The 17,879-nt window shown below is 35.8% G+C and carries 14 protein-coding genes; 1 reads left to right on the top strand and 13 read right to left on the bottom strand.

Features of this window, described 5'->3' with window-relative positions:
• On the top strand, nucleotides 1-1,444 hold a 1,444-nt coding region (locus tag B0A80_RS15015; protein WP_165769264.1), incomplete at its 5' end, for a T9SS type B sorting domain-containing protein.
• A 116-nt stretch (nucleotides 1,445-1,560) separates the two neighbouring features.
• On the opposite strand, the gene B0A80_RS15010 is transcribed toward B0A80_RS15015, so the two are convergent.
• The 13 genes from B0A80_RS15010 to B0A80_RS14950 all read right to left on the bottom strand — a co-directional run bounded on the left by B0A80_RS15010 (nucleotide 1,561) and on the right by B0A80_RS14950 (nucleotide 17,864).
• On the bottom strand, nucleotides 1,561-2,703 hold the full coding sequence (locus B0A80_RS15010; RefSeq protein ID WP_089077777.1) for an FAD-dependent oxidoreductase: 1,143 nt from the start codon (nucleotides 2,701-2,703) through the stop codon (nucleotides 1,561-1,563).
• Nucleotides 2,704-2,903: 200 nt separating this feature from the next.
• On the bottom strand, nucleotides 2,904-3,779 hold the full coding sequence (locus B0A80_RS15005) for a L,D-transpeptidase (RefSeq protein ID WP_089077776.1): 876 nt from the start codon (nucleotides 3,777-3,779) through the stop codon (nucleotides 2,904-2,906).
• 86 nt (nucleotides 3,780-3,865) lie between these two features.
• A complete protein-coding gene (locus tag B0A80_RS15000; RefSeq protein ID WP_089077775.1) occupies nucleotides 3,866-5,359 on the bottom strand; it encodes a S41 family peptidase in 1,494 nt (497 codons plus the stop codon).
• Nucleotides 5,360-5,394: 35 nt separating this feature from the next.
• On the bottom strand, nucleotides 5,395-6,852 hold the full coding sequence (locus B0A80_RS14995) for a tetratricopeptide repeat protein (protein ID WP_089077774.1): 1,458 nt from the start codon (nucleotides 6,850-6,852) through the stop codon (nucleotides 5,395-5,397).
• A 94-nt stretch (nucleotides 6,853-6,946) separates the two neighbouring features.
• Nucleotides 6,947-7,528, bottom strand: coding sequence for an NUDIX domain-containing protein (locus B0A80_RS14990; protein WP_208861489.1), 582 nt, complete (start codon nucleotides 7,526-7,528; stop codon nucleotides 6,947-6,949).
• Between the two features lie 56 nt (nucleotides 7,529-7,584).
• A complete protein-coding gene (locus B0A80_RS14985; protein ID WP_017495398.1) occupies nucleotides 7,585-8,856 on the bottom strand; it encodes an adenylosuccinate synthase in 1,272 nt (423 codons plus the stop codon).
• A 94-nt stretch (nucleotides 8,857-8,950) separates the two neighbouring features.
• On the bottom strand, nucleotides 8,951-9,409 hold the full coding sequence (locus B0A80_RS14980; protein WP_017495397.1) for a Fur family transcriptional regulator: 459 nt from the start codon (nucleotides 9,407-9,409) through the stop codon (nucleotides 8,951-8,953).
• A 194-nt stretch (nucleotides 9,410-9,603) separates the two neighbouring features.
• Nucleotides 9,604-11,826 (bottom strand): RelA/SpoT family protein, encoded by a 2,223-nt coding sequence (locus tag B0A80_RS14975; RefSeq protein WP_017495396.1) that lies wholly within the window; start codon nucleotides 11,824-11,826, stop codon nucleotides 9,604-9,606.
• Nucleotides 11,827-12,037: 211 nt separating this feature from the next.
• Nucleotides 12,038-13,576, bottom strand: coding sequence for a serine hydrolase (locus B0A80_RS14970; protein ID WP_089077772.1), 1,539 nt, complete (start codon nucleotides 13,574-13,576; stop codon nucleotides 12,038-12,040).
• Nucleotides 13,577-13,592: 16 nt separating this feature from the next.
• Nucleotides 13,593-14,384: a TrmH family RNA methyltransferase gene (locus tag B0A80_RS14965; RefSeq protein WP_089077771.1), complete on the bottom strand. Its 792-nt coding sequence runs from the start codon at nucleotides 14,382-14,384 to the stop codon at nucleotides 13,593-13,595.
• 270 nt (nucleotides 14,385-14,654) lie between these two features.
• Complete coding sequence (locus tag B0A80_RS14960; RefSeq protein WP_089077770.1) at nucleotides 14,655-15,740, bottom strand: phosphoglyceromutase; 1,086 nt, start codon at nucleotides 15,738-15,740, stop codon at nucleotides 14,655-14,657.
• 146 nt (nucleotides 15,741-15,886) lie between these two features.
• Nucleotides 15,887-17,218 carry a DUF58 domain-containing protein gene (locus B0A80_RS14955; RefSeq protein ID WP_089077829.1) on the bottom strand — a complete coding sequence of 444 codons (1,332 nt, stop codon included), beginning with the start codon at nucleotides 17,216-17,218 and terminating at the stop codon, nucleotides 15,887-15,889.
• A 31-nt stretch (nucleotides 17,219-17,249) separates the two neighbouring features.
• Nucleotides 17,250-17,864, bottom strand: a complete 615-nt coding sequence (locus tag B0A80_RS14950; protein ID WP_089077769.1) for a hypothetical protein — start codon at nucleotides 17,862-17,864, stop codon at nucleotides 17,250-17,252.
• Between the last annotated feature and the right edge of the window lie 15 nt (nucleotides 17,865-17,879).

Below are 17,879 nucleotides of genomic sequence, written 5' to 3'. Positions count from 1 at the left end.
AGGAACTTGCGAGAGTCCAACCAGATTGGCGGTAACGGTTACTTTGAGTGATCCAAAAACACCAACGACAACTAAAACCACTCAGGAATTTTGTAAAACTGACAATAAAACAGTGGCCGATTTAGCAGTAAATGAATCAGGAGTGACTTGGTATGATGCAGCTACGGCAGGAAATGTAGTTGCTTCAACAACAACTTTAGAAAACAATAAAGTCTATTACGGTTCTTTGAAAGCAGGAACTTGCGAGAGTTCAACCAGATTGGTGGTAACCGTTACTTTGAGTGATCCAAAAACACCAACGACCAGCAAAACCACACAAGAGTTTTGTAAAGCAGACAACAAAACCGTGGCTAATTTAGCAGTAAACGAATCAGGAGTGACTTGGTATGATGCAGCTAACAATGGAAATGTTATTGCCGCAACAACAACTTTAGAAGACAACAAAGTTTATTACGGTTCTTTAAAAGCAGGAATTTGCGAGAGCCCAATACGTTTGGCAGTAAAGGCACTGGTAAAGGGCTGTACTGTAGACTATCCTCAAAATTGGAATGCTACAGCCTGTGTTTTTGATGAAGCAACATACAAGGTATCCAGAGGAATGTCAGATTATAATTGGATAGTTTCTAAGGAAGGTGTAATTGTTGCAGGAGGTGAATCTACAGATGATTATGTAACGGTTATATGGAATAGTGCAGGGAAGGCAACTGTAAAAGCAGAGTATATTGATGTTTCGAAATTTGACCCTCTGGTGTTGATAGATTTTCCTGTAGCGGTTAATTCTTGTTCGGATGTGGGTTTAAAAAAGACAGTCGATAATCCTACACCGGGAATTGGACATCAGGTAGTTTTTACGATAACAGCAGAGAATTTAGGAACAAATGTTGTTAAGGAAGTGATGATTAGTGAGAAACTCCCGTCAGGGTATGATTATGTAACTTCACAGACTTCTTCAGGGAGCTATAATAGCATCGATGGAATTTGGATGTTACCTGTTTTACAGGCACATGAAAATCAAACGCTTAAGATAACAGCAAAAGTTAAAGAATTGGGTGATTATCTTAATATAGCCTATTTGAAAAATTCCAATCCTGTAGATATCAATGAAATGAACAATAGGGCAGAAGCTTCGATTGTAATTGCAGATGTTACAGTGTACAATGCGATTTCAATAAACGGTGACGGTTTGAATGATTATTTTAAAATTACAGGCTTACATAATTATCCTAACAATACGGTGGAAATATTCAATCGAAATGGAGTTCAAATCTTTAAAACCCATAATTATGGAAGTAATAACAATGTTTTCAGGGGTATATCCGAAGGAAGAGCTACGATCTCAAAAAAGAGCGGCGTGCCTACCGGAACTTACTTTTATATTCTTCGTTATGAAAGAGCAGGTGTATTTAGAGAAAGGGCGGGATATTTGTATGTCAGTAATAATTAGGCGCTGATATAATTTGCGTTAATGATTGCTAAGGAAGCCAAGAATTTTATACAAAAAAAACAAAAGGCATGAGAGTTAGTTTCTTATGCCTTTTCTAGTTTTAATTACTCGATTTTTTAGCCAATCCTGCTATTTAAAATGTCTTCCGTTGTGTTGTCAGAGTGCAGTAAGATTTCCATTTTGGTAGTTTCACGCTGTGCTTCTAAAGCATAGCCAAACATCTTTTGTTCATAGTCATCAATGGCATCCTGAAGGGTGATAAATTTTCCGTTGGTTAAGTTTTCGGTTAAATGATAAGCATCAAACAATCCCATATTGACACCTTCACCGGCAAAGGGAGGCATTAAATGAGCTGCATCTCCAACAAGTGTAATGTTGGAGTGTTCTTTCCAGGAATCTTCTAATGAGAACAAACGCAAAGGCAATCCGGAAAAATCAGTTGCGGCATTAAAGAATTTTTTATAATCGTCGCTCCAGTTTTTAAAGGTTTCATTCAAAAAGGCTCTTACTGAAGTGAGGTTTTCAAAGTCAATTCCGTTGTTTGAAATCCAATTTTCATCTGCTTTGAAAGAAACTCCAAAATGTACCGAACCGTCACGTAATGTGTGAGTGTAGAACATTTTGTGTTCTCCCATAGCCATTACATTTCCATCACCATATTTAGGTTTGAATTCCGGATAATCACGATTCGGATCGGCAATTTCTCCCTGAATAATATAGGTTCCTGAAAGTTGAGGTTCCAGATCGGTTACAAATTTTCGGGCATTCGACCTTCCGCCGTTAGCTACAATTACAAAATCAGCGGTCGTGGTGGTACCATTTTTAAATTCTAAATGATATTGCGCTCCGGTTTTTTTTATATGGATTAAATGACTGTCCCAAACTACTGTATTTTCGTTTAGATTCTCCAGCATGATTTTTCGTAAATCGTTGCGGTCGATTTCAGGTCGTGCATAAGCATTTTCTTGAGTAGGGATTTCAGTCGAAGTAATATTACCGTGCATGTCGGCCATTTTTTCGCCGGTTGGACGTGCATATTTATAGAATTCGGCCATTAAATCCGCTTTTTCAATTGCTTTCTGACCAGAATCTAAATGAATATCAAGTGTTCCGCCTGAAGTTCTGGCCTGAGCGTTCAAATCTCTTTCGTATACCGTTACGTTGGCACCATTAATTTGTAAAATTCTTGCTGTTGTTAAGCCAACAGGTCCGCCACCAATAATGACGATCTTTTTGTTTTTTATAAGGGAATGGTTCATGTCTTGTTTTTAATTAGGTAGCAAATATATGAATAATAAATGAACGTTTATTCATTTAAATGTTAAATAGTTTTAAAGATGCAAAGGTTCAAAGGTTTAGTGGCTCAGTGGGGGCGTAAATGTTATAAAAAAAATCAGCCAGAACCTTTTAAGAGATGGTTTTGACTGATTTTAATGATGTTGCTTTTTATAAAATAGAATCAGGGCGTAGGAGTTTGTCCGGCTTCTCTAAGTTTTTGATTTTCTATGATTTCCTGAAGAAAGGGCTGGGTTTGATTTTTTATTTCTGATTCTGATATATCCAGTGCTTTCGGATTTTTTACTAATGCATACCAGGGTTTTGGTGCATCAAAAGGGTAGCTCCCAAAAACAATCACCGGAGTTCCTTTTATTTCTACATTTTCTCTGTCTTTTAAGACCCATTCATCGGCCCATTTGTAAAGATCTTTGGCGTCGTTTTCCTGTAATCTCAAACAGGAATGTGATGCCGGATATCCGGGTAAATCGTACTGGTGAAATCCAACACCCAGTTTATTCTCAATATTAAAATTCCATTTTAAGTCCCATTCGTCATTGAAGGTGCTGGTTGTTTTCTCGGCCTTCCAGTTGGTAAAGAATAATCCAGTTGGAGTAGGATCTTTTTTTCTTCCCATATTAGTTGGGCCTGTATAGATTAGTTCTCCATTTTCATAGGCGGCAAATGCCTGAGAAGGATAAGAAAAAAGAATCACTTTTGAAACCTCTTCTAGGGCGGCAACGTGCAAAGGAAACGGAAGATAATAGACCAGATCACCTGTAAAATCAGCCGGAATAATAACCGAGTCCATTTTGACGAAATTCTTTTGATCTGTTCGGTTTAGAGCGTAGGCAATATGAAGCTTGCTACTATCGGATGCATTGGTTTTAAGCCATTCTTTGGTGTTTTCAAAGTGATAAGAGATCGACTTTGGTTTTTTATACTCGATCGTTTTTTTGACTTTGCTCTTAGATTCAGTAGTTTCGTTCTTTTTGCAGGAACTTATTAAAACTAGAACAATCAGTAGTAAAATACTTGAGGGGTATCGTAACTTTCTCATAATTGTATTTTTTATACTAGTAAAGTTATTTGATTACTAGTCAAATCGTTTATACAATTACCTGAATAGTTTATTGGATTTTCATTTTACATCTGATCAATTAATTTAAAAGTATATTCCAACGGTGTATCCTTATTTTGTATAAAATCAGTCGTGCTTTGTTTGATCTCATGATCGGGAATTACGCCTCTGCCAAAAAGCTGATTGGGTTTCTTAGGGGCATCCTGTTCTAAGTTGACAATCGAAAATTGCGTTTTTATTTTTGTATTTGGGAGTTCATATCCTACAGGTGTATGTCCGTTATGGCCATAGTAACCTCCCATTGTCTCTTCTCCAATAATTATGGCATTGGTATGGCCTGCAACTAAAGAAGCAAAGAGTGATCCCGCAGATGCGATTCTGGGACTAATTAATAAATAAATCTGCCCTTGAAAATTATTTTTGTCAGGCTGTAATAAACGATTGAATTTGGGATCTTGCAGATATGTTTTGCCTTTCAACTCAGGGTATTCTTCTTTGAGTTCGGCTTCAAATTCACTTAGTTCCTCCAGTTGTTTTTTGGGTTCTGTTTCTTCGTAAACGAAATACTGGGGGTAGGGAACTTTTTGAAAATTAATAAATGCCGATGTGTTTTCCCGATACGGTTTTTGTGTCAGATAAGAAAAAGCGACAAGGTCGTTAGGATCGCTTCCACCGCCATTACTACGAACATCTACAATTAAATTTTTGATTTCAGGATGCAGTGTGAGAAACTGAAAGCAGCTGTCCAGATATTTTTTATAGACAATATGCTCCTTGTCTTCTGCATTCATTCCAATGGCAAAAGTTGGTATAGAAAGCAGTGCTGTATTTGGTGTATTTATCTTAAAAGTATATTTGGTTTTAATTTCTCCATAATACAGACTGTCTACAGGCAGAGAATGGCGATTTTTAAAATTATCCTTTCTGGTTTCGTTCGAAACTGCAAGAACTTTTTTGGATTGTTTTTGAGTTTGATCAGGAAGCGAATATTCAACCAGAAAATGATCTTTCGGACCGTATTCCAGTTCGAAATACCTTCCGAATGAAGCGCTGATTCCGATTGATTTCCCAGAAAGATTATAACCGTCCGTCGTGTAATATTTATAGAAACGAGAGATTATTTTCTCGATTTTAATGCCGTTGATTTTATGAATTTGAGATCCAATCGGAATTTCGGAATTCTGAAAATTGACAATTATTTTATTGCCAAGTAGTTTTACAGGATACGGAAAGAAAACTTTTCCTGATGTATATTTTTTTAGAAATTCATCAGGAAGAGTAGTATTGTTGTGTACACTGCCTTCAAAATCAGTGATTTTGAGGACTATTTTGTAGAAATCCAGTAGCGATTTAGGCTTTTTTAATTCTGAAAACGCCCACGAATAAATACTGTCTATTTGTTTCTTTGTACGGTATTTATAAACTCCTGAATTGGCTTTTTCTCTAATTTCCTTAAAAGTTGATAAATCCTGTTTTAGTTTTGCGGCAGGCCATTTTTCATTTTGGGAAAAGAGAAGAAACGGAAAAAACAGAAAAAGTAATGTTTTAAATTTTGACATTTCAAGGGCTTTAGGATCTAAGTACTGATTTTTGACTAGTTAATTTTGTCTTGTAACAAACTAAATTCTTTATCCGAATACTTTAATTCAGTTGCTATTTTTTTTAGTTTTTCTTTATTTACTTTTCCTAAAGGAGAATAATAAACATAGTGTCCAAATCCTGTCAATTGACTAAGAGCATCATTGTTGTCTTCTTTTGTGAGCAAAGGTTTTACTGTTATTAGGATTTCTGTTATGCCTTTGTCTTCGTTAAATTGAATCATTTTTTCCGGTAAATTTGGCGGAATTAATGTCACTGGCATATTGGCGATATAGGATAGATACTCTTTCATAAGTTTCCATGAATTTTCATCTTTTACAGCTGCCATAATATCGGACAAATTAGTAATTGTACATGTAGAGACATTACTTTGAAAAAGCTTATTAACTTTTTCTATAGAAGGCTTTCCGATATTTTTTAATATTTCGGTTGCTTTTTCTTCAACACCATTTCCATGATTTGCATGTAGTTTTAAAATCATTAAACATACATCTACGGTATATTGCTGTTTGTTTTGGCTTAAAATTTCTTGAAGCTTTTTTAATTTTTTACCGGGTTTGTTTTTATCTGTCCCAAAAAATTGAAGTAACTCGAAATTTTCTTTGCTGTATTCCAAATCTGAATCAGCAGGAGTGTTTCTGTAGAAAATACTTTTACTAGTTAATTCTGATGCTTTTACTTTATCATTTTTGGAATTATAGATTTCAGATAGTTTATCATAAATTGCTGCTTCTTTAGGATTGTCTGCCAGTATTTTATTGAATTCTGTTTCGGCACTGTCATAATCTTTTAGTGCAATATAATTGTCAGCTATATTGAATACAGCAGCGTTTTTATATTTTTCATCATTCAAAAGCGCTTTGAACGTTTCATTTGATTTGTTGTAATTTGTTAAAAGCTGTTGAATTTTAGCTGCATAATAAATTTCTTCGCTTCGGTTATATGTTTTGATCAGATATTCAAGATCAATAAGAGCAGATTTTAGGTTTTCTTCTTTAAATTGATCTTCGTCATATTGGAGAGAATCAGCTTTAAAAACGGAATTTCCATCGATATTTCGTTGTCTGGTGCCTAGTTCTGCCATTTCTAGACTCATTTCAGATTTTCTTTTTATTAATTCTGGAACACTTCCAAATTTTGCAATTCCTTTTTCAATAATATCAATTCCTTCAAACCATTGTCCATTTCGAAACAATGAATATCCATAAATTTCAAATGTTCCAAAACAATCATTTTTGGTTTCATAAAGTTTTTTAGAAATGACTACAGCATTTGTACTATTGTTTTCTTCAAGCTTAGTTAAAATGTTTTTTTGCTCTTTGTTAACGGTTTCGTCGCACAAGTCAAAATTATCAGATTTTAATTTTTCGTACTCAAAAACATTTCGTTGAAGTTTTTGTGAGAAGGAGTAAAGGGTGAGGCTTAAAAAAAGGAGTAAAAATTTTAGTTTCATTTTCCGGTATTTTGGTTTTATTAGACTGAAATTTAGCTATATTTTTTAAAAGAAAAACTTAATTTCAGTCTAAAAATAATAAAAAATCCCTTATTTAAATCAAACCTTTTATTTTGGCATGCTGCAACAATAAAATCGTTTTTGCATCTGTGATTTCGCCGGATTCAATCATGACATAAGCTTCGTCAAAAGTATATTCCAGAACCTCTATGTTTTCTTGTTCCGCGTCTAATCCACCGCCATCGTTTACTTTCATGGTCTCGTCATATTCTCCCACAAAAAGGTATAGAATTTCGGTTACTGATCCTGGTGACATGTAGGTTTCGATTACTTTTTCTACTTTCTGCAGACGATACCCGGTTTCTTCTTCGGTTTCGCGAATAATAGCCTGCTCCGGATGATCCTGATCTAAAAGTCCTGCGCAAACTTCAATCATCATTCCACTTTTATTGCCGTTTAGATAGGTCGGGAGACGAAATTGACGCGTCAGGATAACGGTTTTCTTTGAGGTGTTGTACAATAAAATGGCAGCTCCATTTCCACGGTCATACACTTCACGGATATGAGATTCTATTTTACCGTCTTTCATTTCGTAATCAAAAGTTACTTTGTTCAGCAGGTACCAATTGTCTGATAATAATTGGGTTTCGGTAACTTTAATTTTTGGATTTTTCATCATAAGAAATGTTTGGTATAAAAAAAACGCTCTGATTATCAGAGCGTTTAGAGGTATTATTTTGTTATTGTTTGCTTTCTGTCTGGTCCAACCGATACAATTTTGATCGGTACTCCAACTTCTGCTTCAATAAACTCAATATATTCTTTTAGCTCAACCGGTAATTGATCGTAAGTCGTCATTCCTGTTAAATCAGCTTGCCATCCTTTAAACTCTTTATAAACAGGAGTTACGTTTTCAGGCTCGATGTTGTAAGGGAAGTGAGAGATGTTTTCACCTTTATAGTTGTATGCAGTACAAACTTTTAAAGTTTCAAATCCGGAAAGTACGTCACCTTTCATCATCATTAACTGAGTAACTCCATTTACCTGAACGGCATATTTTAAAGCTACTAAATCCAACCATCCACAACGTCTTTGTCTTCCTGTAACGGATCCAAATTCATTACCCACTTTTGCCATTGTTGCACCTACTTCGTCAAAAAGTTCAGTAGGGAATGGGCCGCTACCTACACGTGTAACATAAGCTTTGAAAATTCCGTATACTTCTTTGATTTTGTTCGGAGCAATTCCTAAACCGGTACAAGCTCCGGCAGCTGTAGTGTTTGAAGAAGTTACAAATGGATAAGTTCCAAAATCAACATCTAATAAAGAACCCTGAGCTCCTTCACATAAGATTGATTTACCTGCTTTTTGAGCCTGGTACATGTATTCTTCACTATCAATAAAATCTAATTTTTTTAATTCTTCAATAGCTTCAAAAAACTCTTTTTCAAGTTCAGCCAGATTGTATTGAATCGCTACGTCATAAAAAGCAATCATAGCTTCATGTTTGTCAGCTAAAGCTCTGTAACGCTCTTTAAAGTCTTCTAATTCGATGTCTCCAACACGCAATCCGTTTCTTCCGGTTTTGTCCATGTAAGTTGGTCCAATTCCTTTAAGAGTAGATCCGATTTTGGCTTTTCCTTTAGATGCTTCAGAAGCAGCATCCAATAAACGGTGCGTTGGTAAAATTAAGTGTGCTTTTCTTGAAATGATCAGTTTGCTTTTGATATCAAGGTTAAATTTCTCTAAACCTTCGATTTCTTTTTGAAAAACCACCGGGTCTATTACAACACCATTACCAATGATGTTTACTGATTTTTTATGAAAAATTCCGGAAGGAATGGTTCTAAGTACGTGTTTAATTCCGTCAAATTCTAATGTATGTCCTGCGTTTGGTCCTCCTTGAAAACGTGCAATAATATCATAATTTGAGGTAAGTACATCAACAATTTTTCCTTTACCTTCATCTCCCCATTGTAATCCTAGTAATAAATCTACGGTCATTCTCTTTTAATTTGCGTTGAGGCAATCCGTATTGCCCCACTGATTAATGTAGTTAATTTTCTTTTTTATATTTTCTGAATAATACCTTTCGGAATTATTGTTTTTGCTTTTTGTTTCCGTAGAAATACAACGAATGATTTGTAATTTCGATATCAAATATTTCTTCGATTGTTTTTTTGATGGTCTGAATTCTTGGATCGCAAAATTCAATTACCTCACCGGAATCCGTCATGATAATGTGATCATGCTGTTTATCAAAATATGATTTTTCGTAGTAAGCCTGATTTTGTCCAAATTGATGTTTTCTAACCAAAGCGCAGTCTAACAAAAGCTCAATCGTGTTGTACAATGTAGCTCTACTCACACGATAGTTCTTGTTTTTCATTTTGATGTATAGGTTTTCTATGTCAAAATGTTCTTCGCTATCGTAAATTTCCTGAAGTATAGCATAACGCTCAGGAGTTTTGCGATGCCCTTTTTGCTCAAGATACAGTGTAAAAACATTTTTTACAATTTCTTGATTTCTAGTGTTGTCAGTTGAAATGAGTGTCATATCCGGCAAAGATAATTTTTTATTTTTAATGAATAAAAGTTTCGGGTTTAAAGTTTAGTTATAAAACCCTTATAGATAGGTTAAAAAAGTTATGCGTTGTGAGTTTCAGGTTTCAAGTTTGAGGTTTGAGGTTTCAAGTTTCGGAGTTTAATATCCAGAACTCATTACCTGAAAGCTGGAACAATAACCGATTCTTAAGTTCTGTACTCTCTTGTTACTTTATCAACTCCGTCGATTTTTTTAATGGCATTGATCATTTTCTTCAAAATGGTGTTGTTTTGAACGATGACAGCAATTTGTCCGTGAAAAATTCCGGCATCAGTGCTTAACGAAATGCTCTGGATGTTTACACTCATGTTGTTCGAAATGACTCTGGTCAATTGATTGGTAAGTCCTAAAACGTCCATTCCTGTTATGTTGATGATAGCTTTGAATTCTTCTTGAGAAGAGTCAATCCATTTGGCACTCATGATACGGTAAGCATAATTTGACTGCATGCCAATTGCATTTGGACAGTCTTTTTTATGAACTTTGATTCCTTCATTGATGGTTACAAATCCAAAAACATCATCTCCCGGAATCGGGTTACAGCATGGGGAGAGTTTATAATCGAGTTTGTCGTGTTCAGTTCCAAAAACCAGCATGTCGTAGTTACTGCTGATGATGGGTTTGTGAATGTCTTCTGAAGCGGTGTTATCCTTGTTTCGCTTAATTTTATTTTTGAAGAAATTGATAAACGTATTGCTTTTTTGCGCCGCATAATCTTTTAATTGTTGATTTTCGATCGCACCAATACCTACTCTGTAAAATAAATCTAAACTGGTTTTAAGTTTGAAAAAGTTAACCAATTCATTGATAACTTGTTCGTTAATGGTGATTTTAAGATGTTTTAATTTTCGGGTAAGGAGTTCTTTTCCTTCTTCGGCGATTTTTTTGGTGTTCTCGTTCAGAACATTTTTAATTTTGGTTTTCGCGCGCGAAGTTGTTACGTATTCCAACCAGTTTACAGTTGGTTTTTGATTGGCAGAGGTTATAACTTCAACCTGGTCGCCACTTTTTAATTCGTGATTCAAAGGTACTAATCGCCCATTGACGCGTGTTCCTCGGGTTTTAATTCCAATTTCAGAGTGTATACTGAAAGCAAAATCAAGTGATGTGGCCCCTTTTGGAAGTGATTTGATTTCTCCTTTTGGTGTAAAGACGAAGATTTCTTTGGAATACAAATTCATTTTGAAATCTTCAACAAAATCTACGGCATTGGTTTCCTGATTCTCCAGTGCTTCACGAAGTAAATTCAGCCATACGTCCAGACCGCTTTCTTCGGTTGCGCCATTTTTGTATTTGTAATGTGCGGCATATCCTTTTTCGGCAATTTCATCCATACGTTCGCTTCGCACCTGAACTTCAACCCAACGGCCTTTTGGTCCCATAACCGTAATGTGCAGGGCTTCGTAACCGGTTGATTTTGGAGAGGAAATCCAGTCACGTAAACGACTCGGGCTCGGTCTGTAATGATCTGTAACAATGGAATAGATTTTCCAGGCTACGAATTTTTCATCATGCTGATCTGATTTGTACACAATTCTTAAGGCGAATTTATCGTACACTTCGTCAAAACTTACATTTTGAGCACGCATTTTTCGACGAATGGAGTAAATAGATTTTGGACGTCCTTTAATGACATAATCGACACCTTCACTGTCTAAAGATTTCTTTAAAACATCTGAAATGTCTTTGATATAAGCATCCTGTTCTTCTTTTGTTTCTCTGATTTTGCTTACAATGTCGTTGTATACATTTGGTTCTGTATATTTCAGACCTAAATCTTCCAGTTTGGTTTTGATATTGTACAATCCCAAACGGTGGGCAAGAGGAGCATAAATATAAAGTGTTTCTGAGGCGATTTTAGTTTGTTTGTATTCCGCCATCGAATCCATGGTTTGCATATTGTGCAAACGATCGGCCAGTTTGATCAGAATAACACGAACGTCATCGTTCAGTGTCAGAATCATTTTTCGGAAATTTTCGGCCTGCATGGAGGCATTCAGATCTCTCTGAACCAATGATATTTTGGTTAAACCTTCTACCAATTGTGCAACTTTCGGATTGAACAAACGCTCTATATCTTCTACTGTCAAGGGAGTATCTTCAACAACATCATGCAAAAGGGCCGCAGCGATAGAGGTCGCTCCCAAACCAATTTCGGAGGCAACAATTTTCGCAACTGCAATAGGATGAAAGATATACGCTTCTCCGGATTTACGTCTTTGTTCTTTATGCGCATCAACTGCAACATCAAATGCTTTACGGATAAGTTTTTTGTCGGTTGGACTTAAAGTCTGGTAACTGATTCGAAGTAACTCTTTATACTCTTGTGCAATTGCTTTATTTTCTTTTTCAATATCTATTTCTATCATAACGGCATAGTTCAAGTACTAAAAATAAGAATAAGTTTGAATATACGCAAGGGAATGGAGGGTTGATTTTAGAATGAAATTATTTTGTTTCACGTTTCAGGTTTCATGTTTTAGAGAACTGTTTTTATATTTTGTTTTCGATTTGAAACCTGAAACCTGAAACTTGAAACCTGAAACTTGAAACTTGAAACTTGAAACTTGAAACTTGAAATTACTCTTTCGAAAAATCCAAATCCTGAAAATCGTAACTAAAGTCAGTTAATTCAGAAATTGGAAGCATTTTTAAGTTAAGGACTTTACCACTTTCGTCGTATTTGAAAAGCAGATGTGCATCGGCGTGAAAGAAAGCATTGTTCCATTTCACGACGTAATTTCCATCTTTATAGAAAAATACCTCACCGGCTAGTTGCGGAGAGCGTTTGGAAGCAAAATATATTTTTCCTTTTTTCTCAGTAATGGTAATTTCGCCAAACCAGTTGTCTTTGTAAGTTCCGGTAATTTTAGAAAAGTCAGTTTTTAGTTTGTCTTTTTTGTTTTTAACAACAGTTGCCCAAACTTCATCGGTTACTTTATCGGCCGATGCTTCGCTGTCTTTCATTCGGCTGCTGTACATCGTCACATAGTCATCTGATTTAATACCGAGGTAACTGTCTTTTATCGTATTGGTAATGGCACTAAAAGCTGCTCCCGATTGCTGATTGGTTAAAACAATTATTCCTAATCCTAATTCCGGAATCAAAGTGGTTTGAGTTACATTTCCTTCCAGTCCTCCAGTATGTGAAACCTGTTTGTATCCTTTTACATCACTCAGGAACCAGCCTAAACCATAACCGGAGAAATGAGTGTTGTACGGCGGTCTTGTTTTGGTTGGAATGATGGTTTGCAATTGCCACATTTCATTGTGTTCTTTTTCTGAAAACAGTGGTTTGTTATCGCCATATTTTCCGTTGTTGAGTTGTAGTATGGCCCATTTGCTCAAATCGTTTACACTGGAATAAATTCCGGCTGCTCCGTCAAAAAGTTGGTTTTCATAACGTTTTATGGTTTTGAGTTTTCCGTCAACCGGAACATGAGGTGTGATAACGTTTGTGGTGTCTTTTAAACGTTTCACTGAAGCTACACTATTGCTCATTTCCAAAGGTTTCATGATGCGTTCTTCTACAAATTCAGCCCAGGTTTTACCGCTTACTGCATGTACAATTTCGCCTGCAACGATATAGAGCAGGTTGTCATAATCGTATTTGGTTCTAAAATCAGAAACAGGTTTTAAATACCTTAGATTATGAATAATATCCTGCGCTTTAAAATCGCTTCCATCGGGCCAGATCATCAAATCTCCGGCTCCAAGTCCAAGTCCGCTTCTGTGGGTTAACAGGTCACGAATCGTGAATTCACGGGTTACATAATCGTCGTACATTTTAAAATCAGGAAGGTATTTTATTACTCTGTCATCCCATTTTATTTTACCTTCGTCAACCAGCATTGCCAGTGCTCCTGAGGTAAAAGCTTTACTGTTGGAAGCAATCCCGAACAGCGTATTGGCATCCACTTTTTGCTGTGTTGCAATTGATTTTACACCATAACCTTTTGCCAAAACTACTTTTCCGTCTTTTACAATGGCCACTGCAATTCCGGGTACATCAAATGCTTTTAGGGTACGGTTGACCAGATCATCTACTTCCGGATTGGTTATTTGCGCTGAAATGGTAAAGCTAAATAATAAGGCTAAAAGTGATAATTTGCAGTTCATGACGGTATGTTTTGGTTTAGTTAAATCCGCGTTGTCGTTTGGCTTCGAAAATTAAAATTGCGGCAGCCACCGAGACATTCATGCTGTCGATTTCGCCCTGCATGGGAATGATGATATTCTGAGTAGCAGCATCTCGCCAGTCCTGCGTTAAGCCGGTAGCCTCTGTACCCACAACCAATGCGGTGGGAGTGGTGAAATCCTGTGTGTGATACGAAGTTGAATTTTGAAGCGTAGCACAGTAAAAATCGATCTTTTTTTCTTTTAAAAAGGCTATGATTTCAGCTGTCGTTCCTGTCGCAATCTGATTGGTAAACAAACAGCCAACACTGGAGCGTACAATATTCGGATTGTATAAATCGCTTTTTGGATTGGCAATTAATACAGCATCAAGATTTGCGGCATCGGCAGTACGCAAAAGGGCGCCAATGTTTCCCGGTTTTTCCGGTGCTTCGGCCACTACAATCAATGGATTATCAGATAGTTTTAGATCTGATAAAAGCATCGATTTGGTTTTGGCTATGGCCAGAACGCCTTCAGTAGTATCGCGATAAGCTAGTTTCTGATAAACTTCTTTATTGATTTCAATGAGTTGAACCGGACTGTTTACTAATTTATGAATCTGATTTTCAGTAACCAATTCAGGTAAAAATAAAACGGTTTCTATTTCGTAGCCTCCTTTTATTGCGAGTGAAATTTCACGTAAGCCTTCAATCAAAAATGTTCCGGTTTGTTTGCGGGCTTTGGCCTTTTCCTGCAGTAAAACAAGTGATTTTATAAACGGATTTTGTACTGAAGTAATTTGTTTCATTTTTTTTAAAGGTACTTAGGTTCTGAGGGGCTAAGGTACTGAGATTTTTTTTAAAAAGGTTTTTTTGGAGGTACTAAGGTCCTGAGAGGTTAAGTCACTGAGGTTTTTTTGAAAAGTTGCAAAGGTTCAGAGGCTTTTTCTTGGAGGAGCTTAGGTTCTGAGAGGCTAAGCTACTGAGATTTTAAAATCGTAAAAAGAGTTTGCCACAGATTAAAAGATTTTTACAGATTATAACCTTTTTAATCCTTTAATCTGTGGCAAAAAAAACTTTTATTTTGTAAGGACTTCTGAAATTTCGTTTGCTACCGGATGCGGAGCAGTGAAGGTGTATCCCATGATTTTTGCAATGGTTTGCGCTATTTGTTTTTGATACAGTTGAGAATCTGTTTTGATTTCTCCTTTTGAGGCAATTTCAGGACCCATTGCGGCGACCCAAATTTGTGAGGCACCTTCAACATCGGCACCATGATCTGTCCATTGTGCTTTCGTTTTATCTCCGCGACCGTGATCTACGGTGATTACCAGGGTAGTTTTATTTTTGTATTGGGGATCGTTTTGTACAAAATTCCAGATTTCTTTAATCCATTTGTCGACCTGGTTTGCAGCATCAAGATACGATCTGTAATGCCCGGCATGTGCCCATTCATCAGTTTCTCCGTAGGCGATGTAGAGTACTTTTGGCTTTTTGGTTTTAAGTTCGTTTAAAGCCTGATAGTGGGTAAAAACATCTAAACACTCATCCTGATGAAAAGGTTTAAACGAATTGTTGCGCATTTCATTCAATAACTTTTGAGTTTCTGTAGGTTTGTCTCCTCCCACATTATCGAAGGCAGAAATTACCGGAAAACCGCTTCTTTTTTCGTTTAAAATTCGATCAAAAGCATCCCAGGCGCCAAAAGCGGCAACTTTTCCTTTTAGTTTAGATTGCTGGTTTAAAAACTCTAGAACATTTACATTTGGATTGTTTTTGTAATGATTGGAGTTGATGGCAACATCAACATTTCCGGTCATAATTTCGTTGTATCCGGGATAACTGAACCAGTACGGGTTAGAAACATCAACTTTGCTTCCTAATTCGCGATTGCCATAAATTTGCCCTTTTGAAACAATTTCAGACCATAAAAAAGGCATGATTTTTTTTCGGCTTTCTTTGGAGTCAGCACTTGCATAATTCTTGTAAATATAGGTACTGTCTCCCTGATTGAATTTTTTATCATTGGCAATTGCAGGGTCCATTCCTTTAAACACTTCCTGCCATCTAAAGCCGTCTGTGGTGATGATGATAATGTTCTCCGTTTTTTGTGCATGAGACATAAAGCTTGTCAGAACAAATACAAGTACAAGTAGTTTTTTCATTTTCTTAAAAATTACAAAGGTTCAAAAGAACAAAGGTTCAACGATTTTTTAACTAATCTTAATTTTTATAAAGAACTTGATGTTTTAATAATATTTGCAAAAAAACAATTGTGTTCATTTTACTTCTCACAAATTATTTTTCACTTCTACAAAATCCCTCTGGCTTTTATTTCCAGATATTTATTGATAGCGTCCAAAGTCAGATTTTCGGGCTGTGTTAAAACAGAGTGTATGCCATATTTTTTGAGTTCGTTAGCAATTAAACGCTTTTCGAACATGAATTTTTCAGCGATTACTTTGTCGTAGATTTCCTGAATGGTGTCTGTTTTTTTGTTGATGATTGCATTTAGTTCGGTATTACTAAAAAAAACAACCACCAGTAAATGGTTTTTTGCAATTCCTTTTAAATAAGGCAACTGTCGGTTTAAACCGTCCATTGTTTCAAAGTTAGTGTATAAAAGGATCAAACTTCTTTGATTGATGTTTTTTTTGATGTCGACATACAAACGGCTGTAGTCGCTTTCGAAAAAATCGGTTTTGATATTGTATAAGGTTTCCAGAATTTTTTGCATCTGTGAAGCCCTTTTTTCGGCAAAAACACGGTTTTCTACTTTTTTAGAAAATGAAAAAATCCCTGCTTTGTCCTGCTTTTTCAGAATCACATTTGATAAAACTAAGGCCGAATTGATAGCATAATCCAGTAAACTCAATCCGTCAAACGGCATTTGCATGGAGCGGCCTTTATCGATTGCCATGTAAACGGACTGGGATTTTTCGTCCTGAAACTGATTGACCATTAAGGCATTTTTCTTGGCTGTAGCTTTCCAGTTTAAAGTTCGAAGATCATCACCCTGAACATATTCTTTAATTTGCTCAAATTCCATCGTATGGCCAATCCTACGGATTTTTTTGATTCCGTATTGGTACAGATTATTCGAAAAAGCCAATAAATCATATTTTCGCAGCTGAATATAAGACGGGTAAGTGGGAACCATTTTGTCTTTATCGAAAGAAAATCTTCTGGAAATTAGTCTTAGAGGTGACGAAACATAAATGTTTAGATAGCCAAAGTAATATTCTCCTCGTTCTGTAGGTCGTAATTCATAGCCAATTTCTTTTTGCTCAGAGGCTTTAACGGTTTTTACAATTTTGAAATCGCGTACCTGAAACTGAAACGGAATTTCGTCAATGATCTTAACCGAAATTTTAAAGGTATAATGGTTTTTAACGGTGATGGTTACGGGATTCAAATCTCCATTTGAAAGTTTTTCCGGTGTCGTTCTTTCCGCTTCAATGCCTGTTTTACTAAGATAGAGCAGGAGTACGTCAAGCCCTAAGAAACTAGATAAAATTAAAACCACAAACCAAACCGCATGATACAAATTTGGGAAAATAAAAGCACAGACAAACAATCCAATTATGCCCAGAAGCACATAGAAGAAAAAGTTATTAAGGTAAAGGCTTTTTATAAATTTCAATTTTAATAAAATTAGGGTTAAAGGTTTTTTACTATATTTTAGTAAAGCTTTTATAATCAAAACCGTCTAAGACGGCTATTTTCCAGATTCCATTTTCTTTAACTGCTGTTACTTTATATTTAGGACTATCTTTCCATTCTGTCCATGTCCAGTAAAATGTCGCTTTGTTATTTTGGATTTTTAAGTCGTTTACTTTTAGTGTTTTCCAATAAGATTCCGGATTATCCTGACAGTCACACCATGGGTTGCTATCGTTACCGTATGGAGGTAATTCTCCAACCCAATATTCGATTTTACTGCTTTTAAGGCCCTCCCCAATTTTCAGCGCAATTTTGTTATAATTGTCTATAAATTGCTGCGTAAAAAAATTAGAGTTTTTAAGCTCGCTTATTATTTTATGATGTGTTTTTGTATTTAGCGCCACATATTTATCTCCTTTTTTATTTTCTATAACATCAAAGTCGCCTTGTGTTTTTTTGGTTTCGATCCATTCATAGGCTTTTTTTATTAACGACTCAATTTGTTGTTTGTCTGTTAAAAAATAGATTGATGTATTGGTAGTATCCTCTTGTTTGATATTCATAGGTTTAAAACTTACCAATGCGATACCCAGAAGAAGCAAAAAGAAAATTTTAGAATATTTCATTTAAAAAAGGTTTGT

It is taken from the genome of Flavobacterium tructae (assembly GCF_002217475.1).
Taxonomy (GTDB): Bacteria; Bacteroidota; Bacteroidia; order Flavobacteriales; family Flavobacteriaceae; genus Flavobacterium; species Flavobacterium tructae.
This window is presented reverse-complemented; position numbering and strand designations above follow the sequence as displayed.